This window comes from Longimicrobiaceae bacterium, assembly GCA_036375715.1.
Classification (GTDB): domain Bacteria; phylum Gemmatimonadota; class Gemmatimonadetes; order Longimicrobiales; family Longimicrobiaceae; genus DASVBS01.
Window position 1 is genome coordinate 1 of record DASVBS010000013.1, and the last position, 16,349, is coordinate 16,349.

At 66.5% G+C, this 16,349-nt stretch carries 12 protein-coding genes; 3 read left to right on the plus strand and 9 right to left on the minus strand.

The genetic code is table 11. The annotated features are described in order from the left end of the window. Positions 1-1,087: VC_2705 family sodium/solute symporter (locus tag VF167_02010; GenBank protein HEX6924175.1), on the minus strand; the 1,087-nt coding region annotated here is incomplete at its 3' end. Between the two features lie 152 nt (positions 1,088-1,239). Further along, the gene (locus tag VF167_02015) at positions 1,240-1,521 is read right to left on the minus strand and encodes a DUF4212 domain-containing protein (protein ID HEX6924176.1); all 282 of its coding nucleotides are present in this window, start codon (positions 1,519-1,521) and stop codon (positions 1,240-1,242) included. 269 nt (positions 1,522-1,790) lie between these two features. Between VF167_02015 and VF167_02020 the strand changes: the two genes are divergently transcribed. The 3 genes from VF167_02020 to VF167_02030 all read left to right on the plus strand — a co-directional run bounded on the left by VF167_02020 (position 1,791) and on the right by VF167_02030 (position 5,666). Further along, positions 1,791-2,630, plus strand: a complete 840-nt coding sequence (locus VF167_02020; protein ID HEX6924177.1) for a menaquinone biosynthesis protein — start codon at positions 1,791-1,793, stop codon at positions 2,628-2,630. Between the two features lie 134 nt (positions 2,631-2,764). Beyond that, positions 2,765-3,154, plus strand: coding sequence for a hypothetical protein (locus tag VF167_02025; protein ID HEX6924178.1), 390 nt, complete (start codon positions 2,765-2,767; stop codon positions 3,152-3,154). A gap of 1 nt (position 3,155) precedes the next feature. Continuing rightward, positions 3,156-5,666 (plus strand): ATP-binding protein, encoded by a 2,511-nt coding sequence (locus VF167_02030; protein HEX6924179.1) that lies wholly within the window; start codon positions 3,156-3,158, stop codon positions 5,664-5,666. 21 nt (positions 5,667-5,687) lie between these two features. Here VF167_02030 and VF167_02035 read toward each other — a convergent pair whose 3' ends face one another. From VF167_02035 to VF167_02065, 7 genes are all read right to left on the minus strand, one after another. After that, positions 5,688-7,361 (minus strand): sodium:solute symporter, encoded by a 1,674-nt coding sequence (locus VF167_02035; protein HEX6924180.1) that lies wholly within the window; start codon positions 7,359-7,361, stop codon positions 5,688-5,690. 156 nt (positions 7,362-7,517) lie between these two features. After that, a complete protein-coding gene (locus VF167_02040; GenBank protein HEX6924181.1) occupies positions 7,518-8,480 on the minus strand; it encodes an MlaD family protein in 963 nt (320 codons plus the stop codon). Then, positions 8,481-9,248 carry an ATP-binding cassette domain-containing protein gene (locus tag VF167_02045; protein ID HEX6924182.1) on the minus strand — a complete coding sequence of 256 codons (768 nt, stop codon included), beginning with the start codon at positions 9,246-9,248 and terminating at the stop codon, positions 8,481-8,483. A gap of 273 nt (positions 9,249-9,521) precedes the next feature. Further along, a complete protein-coding gene (locus VF167_02050; GenBank protein ID HEX6924183.1) occupies positions 9,522-10,370 on the minus strand; it encodes an ABC transporter permease in 849 nt (282 codons plus the stop codon). Positions 10,371-10,406: 36 nt separating this feature from the next. Next, the gene (locus VF167_02055; GenBank protein ID HEX6924184.1) at positions 10,407-13,667 is read right to left on the minus strand and encodes an efflux RND transporter permease subunit; all 3,261 of its coding nucleotides are present in this window, start codon (positions 13,665-13,667) and stop codon (positions 10,407-10,409) included. A gap of 2 nt (positions 13,668-13,669) precedes the next feature. Beyond that, positions 13,670-14,842 carry an efflux RND transporter periplasmic adaptor subunit gene (locus VF167_02060; protein ID HEX6924185.1) on the minus strand — a complete coding sequence of 391 codons (1,173 nt, stop codon included), beginning with the start codon at positions 14,840-14,842 and terminating at the stop codon, positions 13,670-13,672. Then, on the minus strand, positions 14,839-16,344 hold the full coding sequence (locus tag VF167_02065; GenBank protein ID HEX6924186.1) for a TolC family protein: 1,506 nt from the start codon (positions 16,342-16,344) through the stop codon (positions 14,839-14,841). Before VF167_02065 ends, VF167_02060 begins: the two co-directional genes overlap by 4 nt. Between the last annotated feature and the right edge of the window lie 5 nt (positions 16,345-16,349).

Here is a 16,349-nt window from a genome sequence, read left to right on the forward strand (position 1 = left end):
CGAGCACCATGATATCGCGATCGATCGCCGCGGCCACCGGGGGATCGGCGGAGCCGAAGAGCTCCACCGCCTGGACCACTCCGTCCTGGTTCACGTCTTCCAGCTGGATGAGTCCTGTCTCCATCCAGCTCTGCACCCAGGGCACCGCGGCAACCTCGCTTACCGACCGCCCGGCCAGCGTATCCAGGATGTAGTACTTGGAGAATACGGCGATGGTCGGCGCCGTCGTGTAGAGCAGGGCGATGAACAATAGCGCCCACCCCGTGCTCCAGCGCGCCGCCCGCACGGAGCGAACGGTGTAGAAGCGCACGATCACGTGCGGTAGGCCCGCCGTTCCCACCATCAGGGCGATGGTGATGAACAGGACGTTGATGAAGGAGAGTTCGGTAAAGGGCGCCGCATAGTCCGAAAGCCCCAGCTCGACGCTGACCTGCCGCAGCTTGGGCAGCACCTCGGCCAGGGCGGTGTGCGGAAGCGGATTGTTGGTGAGGAGGATGGCAATGGCGATCGCCGGGGCGAGATACGCGAAGATCAGCACGAGGTACTGCGCGATCTGCGTGTACGTCACCCCCTTCATCCCGCCCAGGACGGCGTAGAAGGCCACGATCACCATCCCCACCACCACCCCCGCCTCAATGCTGATCCCGAGGAAGCGGCTGAAGACGATCCCCACCCCGCGCATCTGCCCCGCCACGTAGGTGAAGGACACGAAGATGGCCGCCAGCACCGCCACCACCCTCGCCGTCGAGGAGTAGTAGCGATCCCCCACGAAGTCCGGCACCGTGTACTTGCCGAACTTGCGCAGAAAGGGGGCGAGCAGGAGCGCGAGCAGTACGTAGCCCCCTGTCCACCCCATCAGATATACGACGCCGTCGTACCCCATGAAGGCGATGAGCCCCGCCATGGAAATGAAGCTCGCGGCGCTCATCCAGTCGGCCGCGGTCGCCATCCCGTTGGCCACCGCCCCGACACCCTGCCCCGCCACGTAGAAGCCGGAGGTGCTGCGCACGCGCGTCAGGATCGCAATCCCGATGTAGAGCGCGAAACTCAGCCCCACCATGATGTACGTCCAGGTCTGGATGGACATGGGGACTCTCTTCAGGTTCCCAGGTGAGGAAGAAAGAAGCTAGGAGCGAGAAGCTAGAAGCTAGAATTCTCCACTTCGGACTTCCGAGCGTGGGGGCTCACAGTCAGCCCGCGCGACCACTCCGCGGAATCGAGAATTCTGGCTTCCAGCTCCTAGCTTCTCGCTTCTTGCCGTTCATCCACCCCGAACTCCCGGTCCTGTCGGTCCGCGAGCCAGGCGTTGACGAAGATCAGGATCACGAAGACGTAGATGGAGCCCTGGTGAGCCATCCAGAAGCCGAACGGAACACCGCCGAGCGAAACCTCGTTCAGCCAGCGAACGAGGACGATACTCATCAAAGGACCGGCGATGAACCAGATGGCGAGCAGAGTGAGGAGACGGCGAAGGGTGCGGCGCCAGTAGGCGTCCTTGTCGAAAGCGGCGTGTGGGGTCATACGGAGCCACGATGCGAGTGGGCTGGATCCCCACCCGTCACCACCGTCGCGACGACCCGAACTCCGCGCTGGCTGGTAGAGCGTGCGCGGATCGTCGGCCTCACCTCGCAACGAGGGCTAGCGATGACGGGAGGCGCGGAAGGACGGCGCACAATACCGGCGGTTCGTCGCCTTCGCAACACGGCGGGCAACGTGGCTTGCGCCGACTACGTCGGCCAGCGACCTTGTCGCCACTTTTGCGGGCGTAGCGGCAACGTGAACGGACACTGATGGGCGAGGCAACAGAGCGGCAGACGGTCGGAGAGCTCCGACTGGGAGACATCATCTACAGCAACTGCTTTCCAGTCCACGCGAGACTCATCGATCGTCCCCGTGAGGGAGACCCGAAGCTGGTGCCGGGGCCGCCCTCCCTCCTCAACCGCCTGTTGAGCGAGCGCGAGATCGACGTAGCTCCCTCGTCCAGCATCGAATACGCCCGGAACGCGGACCGCTACCGGATCCTGCCCGATCTCGTCATCGGCTCGAAGGGACCGGTGCGTAGCATCCTCTTCCTCTCGCGCTACAATCCGTCCCGACTGGACGGGCGGGTGGTGGCGCTGCCCACCGCGTCGGCCACGTCGGTGGTGCTGCTCAAGATCCTGCTGCACCTGCGCTGGGGCACCGCGCCGACCTTTACCTGGTTCGACCAGTCCTCGGAAAATCCCTTCGTGACCGGCGCCGACGCGGCGCTCTTCATCGGAGACGTGGCGCTCCGACCCGGTCTGCACGAGCGCATCCTCTACCGGTACGACCTGGGCGAAGTGTGGTACACCGCCACGGGCCTCCCCTTCGCCTTCGCGGTGTGGCAGGCATCAGGGGGCACGCCCGAGCAGCTAGCCTGTCTGCAGGAGATGCTGGTAGCCTCGCGCGAGTACTTCGAGGAGAACCACGCCCGGCTCGCGCGCGACTACAGCGAGCATTTTGGTCTGCCGCGCCGGCTTCTCGACGAGTACTGGCGTGGTCTCATCTATCGACTGGATGAGCCCATGCAGGAAGGGCTACGCAGCTTCTACCGCCTCGCCGTCCAGATCGGGGAGCTGGAGGTCGCTCCGGATCTCGCTTGGGCCTGAGGCTGGCTCACCTTCTCCGCCGTTCCTGCCGATACTCAGTCCCACATCTGAACATCCCCCTTCCGGCTCAGCGCCTGGCTCACCGCCGGCGATGGCCGCAGCAGGGCATCTGTACACCTCTCCGACGCAGTACCATGATCCGACGCGTCCTCTTCGTTCTGGCGATGCACCTCGTGATCGCCGCCCCACTCGCGGCGCAGACACACCCCTCCACAGGGTCGAATGCATACGCCCTGGTCGAGTTGCCGGCTCTTGCGCTGGCGGTCGTCTTCGGCTTCCTGACCGCTCGGGCTCTGCGCGGCGGCCGGCTCGGTAAGGGAATGGCCCTGATCGCCTGGGGCTTCCTGGTCATGGCGATCGGCCACCTGCATATGCAGGGCGAGATGCTGTTCGGCTTCAACCTCTTCGAGACCCTGCTTGGACAGGATGTGGGTCAGGCGATCTGGGTGATCGCGCTGCTCGTGACCTGGATTCTGACGGGGCTCGGCTTCTACCGTCTCTACCGCGCCAGCGCCTCGGTCTGAGATGCTGTTGAAGCGGCTCTGGAAGGGGGCGCGAAACCGCTCCCTGGAGGTTGCCGGTGAGGGGCCCGCGGAGCGGCTGATCGCCACTCTGAGAGCACGCATCGATACACCGCACCGCGCCCGTGCCGTGCTCGCCCGGGCGGAGAGCTTCTCCTCCCTTCCGCCAGAGGCGAGGGCGCGCGAGCTCGCCCCGCTGTACCTGCTGTTCGAGCACTACCTCACCGAATCGGATTCGCGCCCGGTGGACCGGTTCGACCTCCGTCGCGCGATCCGCAGGCGGTTTCCGGAGCTTCTGGAAAACGAATCCTTCCGCCTGATCCTCGAGCCCGAACCGCAACAGGAGGTTCTCCTCTGCCGCTTCATGCTCACCCGGGTGCTTGCGCGCGCGGGCGAGCTCCTCGGGCAGAGCGGCACGCAGGTCATTGGACCGCTGCTGACGTGGCTGGAGTGCGTCCCCGAGGGCGCCCTGGAATCTCCGCCCCTCCCGGGTTTCGCTGGGGGGGTGTCGCAGGAGGGATGGGTGCCGCGCCTGACGCGAGTCGCGGCCGCCCTCGATGCCCACCTGCAGTCGATTGTGGGCGAGCGGAACGCGACGAACCTTTTCGAGGGGGGCTACCTCGACACCTTCGAGACCTTCTCCGGTCTCGAGACCTTCCCGGTCGTGATCTCGCTCCTCCCGGACCGACTGCTCGACGAGCAGAAAATCGTGCTGCTCAGTCGGCGCCAGGTGCAGCGCGTAGTGTTCGACCAGATGGAGAAGCTGCAGCAGGCGAACGACCGGCTCAGCGCACAGAACGCGGAGTTGGAGCGCGTACGGGCTGAGCTCCAGGCGGCCAAGGCCGAGCTGGAGAAGAGGGTGGTGGAACGTACCGCGGCGCTACGGGACACTACCATCTCGCTGCGCTCGGAGGCGGCGGAGCGCATGCGCGCCGAGGAGGCGCTCGACCGGCTGCGCGAGCAGCAGGAGGCGCTCCTACACAGCATTCCCGATCCAGCCTGGCTCAAGGATGCGCAGCAGCGCTTCCTGGCCGTCAACGAGGCCGCCGTTCGGCTGTTCAACGCGGACGTGATGGTGCGCTCTGAACTGCTCCCACTGACGCGCGAGAACCTCATCGGCAGGCGGCTTGTCGACCTGCTCGAGCCGGAAGCGGCGCAGCGTGTCGCCGAGGAGGATGTCGACGTTCTACAGAAAGGGGAGAGCATCCGGCGGGAGTCGGTCGCGACGTATCGGGACGGCTCCACCCGATGGTTGGAGACGGTCACCATGCCCACACGCGATCGGCATGGGGCGATCGTGGGGCTGGTCGGCGTCGCCCGTGACGTCACCGAGCGCAAGCAGCTGGAGGCGCGGCTGTTCCAATCTCAGAAAATGGAGGCGGTGGGGCGGCTGGCCGGCGGAATCGCGCACGATTTCAACAACGTGCTCACGGCGATCCGCGGCCACACCGAGTTCCTCCTCATGGACCTACCGGCCGGATCGGAGTCCCGCTCCGACGCCGAAGGGATCCGCGAGGCGGTGGAGCGCGCTGCCGGCCTGACCAGGCAGTTGCTGGCCTTCTCGCGAAAGCAGCTCCTGCAGCCGAGTGTTATCGAGCTGAACGAGGTCGTGGGCGACATGGAGCGCATGCTCCGACGCCTCATCGGCGAGAATATCGAGCTGCGGAAGCGGACCGCGCCGGACGTCGGACGTGTTCGCGCAGACCGCAGCCAGATCGAGCAGGTGATCCTGAACCTCGTCGTGAACGCGCGCGACGCGATGCCCGACGGGGGTACCCTCCTGATCGAGACCCAGAACGTTGAGCTGGACGCGGACTACCAGCGCGGTCACCCGCAGGTTGCCCCCGGGCGGTACGTGTTGCTGGCGATCAGCGACACGGGCTGCGGGATGGACGAGGCTACCCAGGCGCAGATCTTCGAGCCCTTCTTCACCACCAAGGAGGTTGGGAAGGGGACGGGCCTGGGGCTTTCCACCGCCTACGGCATCGTCCGTCAAAGCGGGGGAACGATCTGGGTCTACAGCGAGGTCGGGAAGGGCACGTCCTTCAAGATCTACCTGCCTCGGGTGGACGCGCCCGCGGAGGTCAGAGCCCCGGTCGACGCGGCGCCACCGCAGGGAGGGTCGGAGACGGTCCTCCTGGTGGAGGACGATGGCGCGGTGCGGGCACTCGCGTACCGCTTGCTCCGCCGCGCCGGCTACCACGTGATCGAGGCCTCGGACGGCCTGGAGGCGGAGAGCGTGGCCGCCGCATATCCGGGCACCATCGACCTTCTCCTGACCGATGCCGTCATGCCGTCGCTCGGGGGCAGGGAGTTGGCCGAGCGGTTGCTGCAGAAGCGCCCTGAAATGGCCGTCCTCTGTATGTCCGGCTACACCGACGACGCCGTTCTCCGGCACGGCATCATCAACGAGGGGGCTCCTTTCCTGGAGAAGCCTTTCACTCCAGACCGGCTGCTGCGGAAGGTGCGAGCGGTGCTGGACGGCGCCAGGATGGGCGCCGCGGTCCCCAACTGACGACCGCGGCCGTGCCGCGCGCTACAGCCAGAAGCTGAAGTAGAGGTAGATGCCGACCACCAGACCGAGGACCACGGCCGTGCCCAGGTAATCCGGCCAGCTCAGGCTGGCGCGGATCTCCGCCCTCTGAGTCGGCGTCACCGAGGCGAAGGTGAGGCCGGCGATCTGCTCTTCCGACTGGGGCCGGGTGGCCATCGAGATCCCGATGATGAGGATGACGCTGATGAGGAAGAGCACACCGGCGTAGTAGTAGCCGTTGAACGCCCCGAACGATCCGATCAACCCCTCCGGCGGGATCCTCCCGCTCTGCACCATCGTCTGCACCGTGAGCTTCGTCATTCCCAGCACGAAGCCGATGACGAGGCCCCAGAACGCTCCGGCCGCATTGATCCGCTTGCTCGCCAGTCCGAGCAGGAAGACCGCCGTGATGGGCGGCGCCAGGAAACCCTGTACGTTTTGTAGATAATCGTAGAGCCCGGCGCTCCGTTCGGAGATGACCTTCATGATGGGAATCCAGAGGATCCCGAAACCGACCACCACGGAGGTGGCGATGCGGCCCACGCGCACCAGCTCCCGCTCGGGCCGGCCGGGCCGGATCTTCTCGTAGATGTCGACCGTAAACAGCGTCGCCGCCGAGTTGAAGAGCGAGGCGAGCGAGCTCATCAGTGCGGATAGCAGGCTTCCCACCACCAATCCGCGAAGACCGACCGGAAGCAGGGACGCGACCATGGTAGGGAAGACCGCGTCCCCCAGCAGCTCCCCGTTCGGCCCTGTGGGAATGGTCATCATCCCTCGCTGGTGCAGCGCATAGCCGATCATTCCCGGGACCAGGAAGATGAAGATCGGCCACACCTTCAGGAACCCGCCCCAGATGGCGCCCCGACGAGCAGCCTGCAGCGACTTCGCTGAGAGGGTGCGCTGGACGATGTACTGATCGGTACACCAGTACCAGATCCCCACGATCGGCGAGGCGATCATGACGCCGAGCCAGGGGAAGGTCGGATCGGAGTTGTCCCGCCAGAGCGCGAACTGCTCCGGGTTGGTGGCCAGCGCGGAGCGCATCTCCTCCCAGCCACCGAGCGCCGTGAGTCCGTGGAAGGTGATGAATACGGACCCGAGTAGGAGCAGACCGGTCTGGAGCACTTCCGTGTAGACTACCGCACGAAGCCCCCCGAACACCGTGTAGATGCCGGTGAGGATTACTGTGGAGAATGCGCCGACCCAGAAGGCGTTGTCCGGCGAGCCGAACACATCCGCCAGCAGCGAGCGGAAGACCAGGGCGCCCGCGTACACCGTCACCGACACCTTGGTGAAGACGTACGCCACCAGTGATACGATGGAGAGGACCCAGCGGCTTCGCCCGTCGAAGCGCCGCTCGAGGAATTCCGGCATCGTGAAGACACCGGCCCGATAGTAGAAAGGAACGAAGACCCAGGCGAGTAAGAGCACGATCCAGGCGTGCAGCTCCCAGTGTGCCTGGGCCATTCCGTTGAGGGCGCCGCTGCCCGCGAGCCCCACCACGTGCTCCGAGCCGATGTTCGACGCGAAGATCGAAGCCCCCACGGCGAACCAGCCTACATCCCGGCTGGCGAGGAAATAATCTGTCGAGGTGGCCGTACGCCGAGCGGACCACCAGACGATTCCGACCAGAACCAGGAAGTAGGCGGCAATAATCACCCAATCGATCGGGGACATTTGACTCGCTTTGCGACCGGGAAGCTGATGGCAGGAACGCTGGACCGATGCGGCGGGGAAGGATAAGCCCCGTCGGCCGGCGGCGACAGGGGGAGTGGAGAGGTGCGGAAGGGCGGACCGGGGCCGGCCAGGCGACGACGACCTGGCCGGAACGTCCTAGAAGATCTCCAGATTGATGTACCGGCGGGGATTCTCCCGAATGTCCAGCAGCAAGGTGTTGAGGTTCTGTGCCGCGGTGTTGAGGTTGGTGTAGAGCGCCTCGTCCGTGCTGAGGAGACCGAGGGTACCCTCGCCGCGTTCGATGCGCCCCAGCACCTCGTCGAGGGAGCTGGCGGCCGCATCGAGCGAAAGCGAGGTGGTACCGAGCTGCACGGTGAGCGAATCGATCCGGGCGACCGCCCGTGCCAGCTCGGGACCGGTGGTCACTCCTTCGAGCCCTTCGGCCGAGCGCCTCAGGCTGCCGGAGAGTGCCGCCAGTTCCTCCCGCTGTCTGGATGCCAGCGCATTCAGCTCCAACAGCAGGGTGCGCAGCTCGGTGGCGCTCTGTCCCACCGCCCCGATCGTCTCCTGCGACAGCAAAGACGTGATTCGCTGCAGCACCGTGTCGGCCTCGGCGCTCAGCGATTCGGCCGACGAGATGAGCCCACTGGCGGAGGTACCGGGGAGAATGTCCCCATCGCCCATGTTCTCGTCGGAGGCACCCGGGATCACGTCGACCGTCATCCCTCCGAGCAGGCCGCTGGATTTCAGGTGCGCCACCGATCCCTGGGGCACCTCGTACTCGTCGTACAGCTCCAGCTTGACCTGCACCCCATCCGGGACCATCTCGAACCCGACCACCCGACCGATGTTGACCCCCCGCATCTGCACCGGGTCACCGCGCCGGATCCCACCGGCATCGGGCACCGTGGTGAGGAGATAGTAACGGCCACGGAAGGTGCCCACGTCCGTGAAGGTGAAGAGCGTGATGAGGAACGCCGCCACGCCGATCAGGACGAACAGACCGACGCGCACCTCGCGGTTGGCCGAGCGCGGCGGCAACGCGGAGAGCAGCTCCTCCTCCGTCAGACGACTAGATCCACCTCCCGGCCCCCGCGCAGTGTCCAATCCCGAAGCCATTTATACCATCTCCAGAGTCTTCGACGATACCGTCATCGCGTCCCGCTCCAGGAACGCTCTCACCAGAAGGTCTTCGCTGTCGCGGAATTCTTGCGGGGTGCCGGCGAAGCGGATGCGGCCTCGATCCAGCATCGCCACGTGATCGGAGATCGGCAGCGCCCCTTCGATGTCGTGGGTCACGAGGATGGAAGTCACCCCCAGCTCGGCCGCGAGCCGGCTGATCAGCTCGTGCACCACCGTGGCATTGACCGGATCCAGCCCCGTTACCGGCTCGTCGTAGAGGAGGATCTCGGGCCGCCCGACGATCGCCCGCGCCAGCCCGACCCGCTTGCGCATCCCGCCGGAGAGCTCCGACGGAAGCTTCGAAAGCACCGCGCGCGGATCCAGGTTGACATGCTCGAGCGCCTCCGCCACCCGGCGCAGGACCTCGCGGAAGCGCATCCGCTTCAGCTCGTCCTCCGGGATCCCCTGCGAGACGTTCTCGAACACCGTCATGCTGTCGAACAGGGCGGCGTTCTGAAAGACGTAGCCGACCTTGCGGCGGAGCCGCTCGATCGTCGCGCGATCATTGAAGAAGACGCTCTCCCCGTCAATCAGCACGTCCCCGTAGTCGGGGACGATCAGTCCGATGGTGGTTTTCAGCAGGACGCTCTTCCCCGTGCCCGAATGGCCTACGATCGCCATCGTCTCGCCCGTCTGCACGGAGAGATTCACCCCTGCCAGGACCGGTGCATCGAATGCTTTGTAGACGTTGCGATACTCGACCATCGGGGATGCTGCAAAAGGCGGTCACCTATCGGTTATCCGTTATCGGCTTTGTGGTTATCCGTTATCCGTTATCCGTTGGACCGGTGGTCCTGTTTCGAACCCGGCAGACGCTCCACCAGACCTGCGGTCTGGTCCGGGCCCGACGCCGAACATTGATGGCGGGTCCCGTCTGGGGCCTGGGTCAACGCATCGCGAGACAAGCTGCCTGGTCCCGACGGATATCGGACAACGGATAACGGATAACGGATAACCAAGCGCCGATAGCTGATAGGCCTATCTCAAAAAGATCATCGGAAACGTCGCGTCGAGCACCAGCACCGCCATGATCATGAAGACCACCGAGGCGGTGGTGGCGCGGCCCACCCCCTCCGCACCGCCGTAGGCACGCATTCCCATGTGCGCCGCGATGAGCGGGATGATGAACCCGAAAACGACCCCCTTCCCGACCGAATAGTACAGATCGAAAGTGTGCCAGAAGAGCTGCACTCCGTAGATGAAGCTCTCGTATCCGAGCCCCAGCGTCGCCCGCGCCGTGTACATCCCCGCCCCCACGCCAACCGCATCGGCATACGCGGTCAACAACGGGAGCGACAACGCACCAGCGATGAGGCGCGGGACCACCAGCTGCCGTACCGGGTTGCGCCCCAGCGAATGCAGCGCATCGATCTGCTCGGAGACCTTCATGGTGCCGAGCTCGGCGGTGATGCGCGCCCCGACCCGGCCGATGAACACCACTGCGGTGAGCACCGGCCCCAACTCGAGGATGATGCTCGACGCGACCACGCTACCCAGCACGTACAGCGGCACCGAGCCCGTGAACTGATACCCGCCCTGCTGGGAGGTCACGATCCCCGACAGAAGCGCGGTGACCGTGATGATCGGGAGGCTCTGGACTCCCATCCAGTGCATCTCCCGCACGACCTGCCGAATGCCGACCTTGCCGGTGAACACCCCCGTGATCGCTGACCAGATGATCAGGCTGAGCTCACCGGCGTGCTGCGCGACTGCCTCCGCCAGTCTGCCGATCCGCCCGAGCACGCGGTTGCGGAGGGTACCCAGTGGGGTCCCTCCGCGACGCTGGTCGGCCCGCGTCTCCTCGCCGATCGGTAGCTCTACCTGCATTCGCTCGAGGCTCGAAGGTCGGTCCGCACCGAGGCGTCAGTCACCGTACACCGGCTCCGGCGCGAGCCCCGCATGCTCCTGCTCCTCACGCAGCTTCTGCTCTCGCTCGCGGCTGACGAGCTTGCTCCGCACCCAGCTGCCGAAGTCGTCGAAGTAGGTGTAAGCAACCGGCACGACGATGAGCGTCAGCAGGGTGGAGGTGATCAGTCCGCCGATCACCGCGCGCGCCATCGGCGCTCGGAATCCACCGCCCTCGCCCATGGCCAGCGCGATCGGGAACATGCCGAAGATCATCGCGAGCGTGGTCATGAGGATCGGCCGCAACCGCACGCGACCCGCCTCTACCAGCGCCTGGTGGCGCGTGGCTCCGTGCCTGCGACGCTCGTTGGCATTGTCGACGAGTAGAATCGCGTTCTTCGTCACCAACCCCATCAGCATGATCACGCCGATCATCGACATCATGTTGAGGGTGTCGTTGGTCACCAGCAGAGCCAGCAGCACCCCGATCAACGACAACGGGAGCGACAGCATGATCGCGAACGGCTGTGTGATCGACTCGAACTGGCTCGCCAGGATCAGGAAGATCAGGATGATGGCCAGCAGGATCGCCTCGATCACGTAGCCGACCGTTTCCGCCAGCTGCTCGGTCTCACCGCCCAGCGTGGCGCTGTAGCCCGGCGGCAGATCCATGGTGTTCAGCTGCTGCTGGATCAACTGCGATGCCTCCGAGATGGACAACTCGGGGGTCGTTCCCGCTGCCACGGTGGCAACCCGCTGCAGGTCCTGTCGATCGATCTGCGCAGGGGCCTCTCCTTCCTCGATCTGGGCGATCTGGCCCAGCGGGACGGTGCGCGCCGCACCGGACTCGTCGCGGATTCCAGTAGCGATGGGAAGCGCCGCCAGGTTCTCCACCGAGGTGCGCTGCGAAGGCGCCACCTGCACCACCACGTCGCGCTCCTCACCGGTAGGGTCCTCCCAGGTGGTGGCCGTCTGGCCCGCCATCAGGGGACGCACCGTGGTGGCGATCTGACCGATGTTGAGGCCAAGCTCGTTGGCGAGATCGCGGTTCACATTGATCCGGTACTCCGGCTTCGGCTGCCCCAGCGACGAGTTCACGTCCACGATGCCCGGGATCTGCTCCATCATCGCGACCACCTCGTCGGCGATCCGCTGCAGCTCCCTCACGTCAGGACCGCGCAGGTTCACCGCCAGAGGCTGCTGCGCCCCGCCTGGTCCGCCCGCGTCCAGCACCGCGGTCCGCACCCCGAACAGCGGCGTCAGCCGCTCACGCGCCACCACCATCAGCTCGTCCTGCGAGAGCTCGCGCTCATCGGGCGGCGTCAGCTTGACGTAGACGTTCCCGTTGGTGACCGTCCCGGTGGCACCGGCGCCGACCGTGGTGTAGGTGTACTCCACCCCCGGCAGCGCCCGCAGAATCGCGTCGATCTGTTCGATCTTCGAGCGCGTGTACGCCAGCGAGGAGCCCTCGGGCGTCTCTACCGTCACGTTGAACTGCGAGTTGTCCGAATCCGGCATGAACCCGCCGCCGATGAACGGGAAGAGCATGAAGGCCCCGAAGAACGAAGCCACCGCCACGCCGATGGTGGTCTTCCGGTGCCGGAGCGCCCAGTCCACGACCCCGCGGTATCGGTCGGCCTGATTATCGAACCACCGGTTGAACCGCGAGATCGAGCGGGTGAGCACGTTGCCGCCGTGAGCACCGAGCGAGTGCGGATCCACGCCCCACCACGCCGAGAGCATCGGCGTCAGGGTGAAGGACACGAAGAGCGAGACCAGCACCGCCCAGGCAACGGTCAGACCGAATTCGAAGAAGAACCGGCCGACGATCCCGCCCATGAACGCCACGGGCACGAACACCGCCACGATCGAGAAGGTCGTGGCCATCACCGCCAGGAAGATCTCGCGCGTCCCTCGACCCGCCGCGGTGAAATGGTCCTCCCCCATCTCCCGATGTCGCACGATGTTCTCGATCACCACGATGGCGTCGTCGATCAGAATTCCGATCGACAGCGAGAGCGCCATCAGGGTGAGCACGTTGAGCGTGAAGCCCATCGCGTTCATCAGGATGAACGAGGAGATCACCGATACCGGCAGAGCCAGCGAGGTGATCGCGGTCGCCTTCCAGTCATTCAGGAAGAGCATCACCACCAGCACGGTGAGGATCGCGCCCAGGAACAGCTCGTGGATCACGTCCTCCACCGACTGGCGGATGCTCACCGAGTTGTCGACCACCACCTGCAGGTCCACCCCCGGCGGCAGGGTAGGCCGGATCGCCGCGATCTCCTCGTTCACGGCGTCCGCCACCGCGACGGTATTCGCGCCCGAAACCTTGAGGATGTCCAGTGACACGGCGCGCTGGCCGTTCACCAGCGCCAGCGACCGCTCCTCCTCGGTTCCGTCCTCGATGCGCGCAATGTCACCCAGCCGGATCGGCTGACCGTCCCGCGTCGCGACGATGATGTCGGCGAACTGCTCCGGCTCGGTGATCCGGCCCAGCACGCGCACGAGCTGCTCCTGCGGCCCCCGCTCCACGCGGCCCGCCGGAACCTCCATGTTCTGCGCCTGAAGCGCCGCCATCACCTCGCCCGCCGAGACGCCCAGCGCCTGCATGCGGTCGGGCTCGATGAAGACGCGCACCTCGCGTAGCAGACCGCCGGCGAGCTGCACCTGTCCTACTCCGTTCACCGCCTCCAGCCGCCGCCGGATGACCCCGTCGGCAAGGAGCGTCAGCTCCGACACCGGCATGGTCTCCGAGGAAAGGGCCAGCGACAGGATCGGCGTGGCCTGCGGATCGAACTTCTGCACGATCGGAGGATCGATGTCCTCGGGCAGCTCGCGTCGCACCAGGTCGATCTTCGATCGGATGTCCTGGGCCGCCTGGTCACCGTCGCGCTCGAGGACGAACTCGACGATCACCTGGGACACCCCCTCCAGGGAGATGGAGGTGATCCGGTCCACGCCTTCGACGGTGTTGAAGCTCTCCTCGAGGCGCCGCGAGATCTCTCGCTCGACCGTCTCGGGAGAGGCGCCCGGATAGGTCGTCTGTACGGATACCACCGGGATGTCGACCTCCGGGAACTCGTCGATGGGCAGCCGGCGATAGCCGAAGATGCCCAGCACGATGAGCCCCAGCATCAACATCGTGGTGAATACGGGGCGGCGAATCGAGACGCCGCTCAATCCTCCACCAACCGTACTCTCCGCGTGGTGGTGGACCGCCTGCCGAGACTCCGGGGCCTCGGTGGCGGGTGGCTGCCGTCCGTTATCTCGCTCCATGCTCACTCCTCTGCCGCCGGGCTCTCCCCTGCGACCTCAGCCGTGATCCTGACCGCCGCCCCGTCCTCGAATTCGCCCGGCGAGACGACCACCTGCTCTCCCGCACGCACTCCGGACGCAATCGCCACCACCCCCCTCGATTCGTCGCGCGCTCCCAGCGTAACCTGCCGCCGCACCGCCCTTCCCTCTTCCACCACCCACACGTAGCTGTTCCCGCCACTTCCCCGCACGGCGGCCACGGGTACCACGACCGCCGTCTCACCGCCCTCGGCCAGTACCCTGCCGGTGGCGAAGAGGCCGCCCACCAGCGCCCGGTCGGAGTTCGGCAGCTGCAGATAAACTCCCACCTGCCGCGTCGCGGGATCGGCGGTCGGCTCAACCCGCGCCACGGTCCCCCGGAACACCTGGCCCGGGTACGCGTCGATCGTGAACTCGGCAGGCATGCCGGCGCGAACGCGCGTCGCCTGGCCCACCGGCACCTGGCCTGCAAGCTCCAGCTTCGTGGAGTTGACAACCGTGAACAGGGTCTGACCCACACTCACCGCCTCCCCCTCGTTCACTCCGCGGTCACTCACCTCTCCGGTGATCGGTGCAGTCACCGTCGCGCGCCGCGCCTGCTCCCCCGCCCCGGCCGCCTGCGCCCGCGCCGACGCGAGCTGGGCCCGGGCGGCCTCGTGACTCGCCTGGGCCGCGCGGAAGTCGATCTCCGACATGGCCCCCGCCTCGAACAGCGTACGGGCGGATTCGAGCTGCTGCTCGGCCAGCGCGAGGTTGGCCTCCGCCGCCGCCACCGCGGCGGTCGCTCCAGCCGCCTGGCTGCGGATACCCTCGGCCTCGATCACGGCCAGCGTCTGACCGCTGCGGACGGCGTCGCCCCGGTCCACCTGCAGATTCATGATGGTTCCCGGGACCTGTGCCTTGACCTCTACGATCCGGTACGGGTTCAGCGTACCGGTCAGCACGATTCCCCCGGTGATTTCGGTCTCCTCCGCAGTAGCGAGGTCGCTCGGAGCGAGCACGACGCCGTCGTTCTCCGGAGCGGCGCCCGCGGCGGTCTCACCGGGACCGCACCCGGCGAGCACGAGCGTCGCCCCGAGCGCTGCGCCCAGCACCCGCCTCAGTGAACTGCTGCTGTATCCGTTCATCGCGATCCGCTGGTTCCGATAGTTTCTCACTGACCCGCTCCCATCGTCTGGGCGCCGCCCATCATGCCCGCCTGAATGCCCTGCGATCCCTGCGTCTGCTGTACGGACTGGGCCTGTTGTGCGGCTTCACCTGCCGCCCCCGACAGATCGCCCAGCGACGCGCCGGTAACCAGGCCCGCATCCGCCGTATAGAAGTCAGAGATGGCCTGGGCGAGGTTCGTTCGCGCCTGCAACAGCGACAGCCGCGCGTCTGACACCTCGAGCTGGGTCGCCAGGCCTCTCTCGTAGCGGAGAACCGTCAGGTCGTAGACCCGCTGCGCCACGTCGACGGTGCGCTGACGCGCCTGCATCGCCGCGAGCGCGCGCTGCTTCTCGCCGGACGCCTGCTCGTACTGGAGCTGCACCGCTTCGCGAAGCTGGGCGAGCTGCAGCCGGCTCTGCTCGAGCTGCACCCGCGCCTGCCCGAGCTCCGCGGCGCGTCGTCCGCCCGAGAAGAGCGGAAGCGACACCTGGAGCGACACGGTCCAGTCCGTCTGCCACGGGTCGTTGAAAGCCAGTGGCCCGCTCGGATAGAGCTGACGGGCATAGGCCGTCGACAGCGAGATGTTCGGAAAGAACGCCCCGCGGGCGATGCGCACCTGCTGCTGGCGGATATCCACCTGCTCCTCCACCGCGGCGATCGACGCCTGCTGCGCCCGCACCAGCTCCTCCGCAGGCCGTACCTGTGAAGAATCGCTGATTGCCGGCACCTCCAGCGGGGTGGTGAGCCGCAACGGCTGCGTCAGCGGCAGGTTCACCAGCCGCTTCAGGTTCAGCAGCGCCAGATCCGCCGCGTTCCGGCCCTGCACCACCTGCGGCTGCAGGTTGTCGCGCTCCACCTCCGCCCGCATCACATCCAGCTCGGACGCCTGTCCGGCCCGGAAGCGGAGCTGCTCCTGCTCCAGGAAAGCCTGCGCCTGCTCGTAGGCCGCCTGCGCGATGGCGGCGACCTCCTGGGCCAGCAGGGCCTGGTAATACGCACTGCGGATCTGCAACTGGATCTGCGCTTCCTGCTGCGCCAGCGTGGCGAGGGAGGCCGCACGAAAGTCCCGCGCGATGTTCAGCGCCGCCGACGCCCGACCGCCGGAGAAGAGGAGCTGCGACCCGCTCAGCGAGGCCGTGTAGGCGTGCTCGCGCCCGAAGGGGAGGTCGCTGAACAGGCTGCCGAGCGCGCCCAGAGCCGCGATCGGGGTCCGGTCCTCGAGATACGCCACCCGCTCGTCGAGCGGCAGCGACGGATCGGGATCGAAGCGCAGCGAATCCGGGATCTCGGGGGCGCCTGCTCCCTGGAAGACCGAGGCGAGCGTGCGCGTATACCCGAAGCTGGCGTTCACCTGGGGCAGAATGGCCGCCCGGGCCGTCCCGATCTGCGCGCTGGCAAGCGCCACCTGCGACCGCGCCAGCCTCACCTCTTCACTCTCGCTCAGCGCCCGCTGCACCGCCTCCTCCAGGCTCAACTCCACCGTATCCCCCGGAGCCGCAGGAGTCGGCACTTCTT

Coding starts and splice junctions, on each gene's coding strand:
- VF167_02015 (HEX6924176.1), bottom strand. CDS start 1,521: ATGACCCCACACGCCGCTTTCGACAAGGACGCCTACTGGCGCCGCACC.
- VF167_02020 (HEX6924177.1), top strand. CDS start 1,791: ATGGGCGAGGCAACAGAGCGGCAGACGGTCGGAGAGCTCCGACTGGGA.
- VF167_02025 (HEX6924178.1), top strand. CDS start 2,765: ATGATCCGACGCGTCCTCTTCGTTCTGGCGATGCACCTCGTGATCGCC.
- VF167_02030 (HEX6924179.1), top strand. CDS start 3,156: ATGCTGTTGAAGCGGCTCTGGAAGGGGGCGCGAAACCGCTCCCTGGAG.
- VF167_02035 (HEX6924180.1), bottom strand. CDS start 7,361: ATGTCCCCGATCGATTGGGTGATTATTGCCGCCTACTTCCTGGTTCTG.
- VF167_02040 (HEX6924181.1), bottom strand. CDS start 8,480: ATGGCTTCGGGATTGGACACTGCGCGGGGGCCGGGAGGTGGATCTAGT.
- VF167_02045 (HEX6924182.1), bottom strand. CDS start 9,248: ATGGTCGAGTATCGCAACGTCTACAAAGCATTCGATGCACCGGTCCTG.
- VF167_02050 (HEX6924183.1), bottom strand. CDS start 10,370: ATGCAGGTAGAGCTACCGATCGGCGAGGAGACGCGGGCCGACCAGCGT.
- VF167_02055 (HEX6924184.1), bottom strand. CDS start 13,667: ATGGAGCGAGATAACGGACGGCAGCCACCCGCCACCGAGGCCCCGGAG.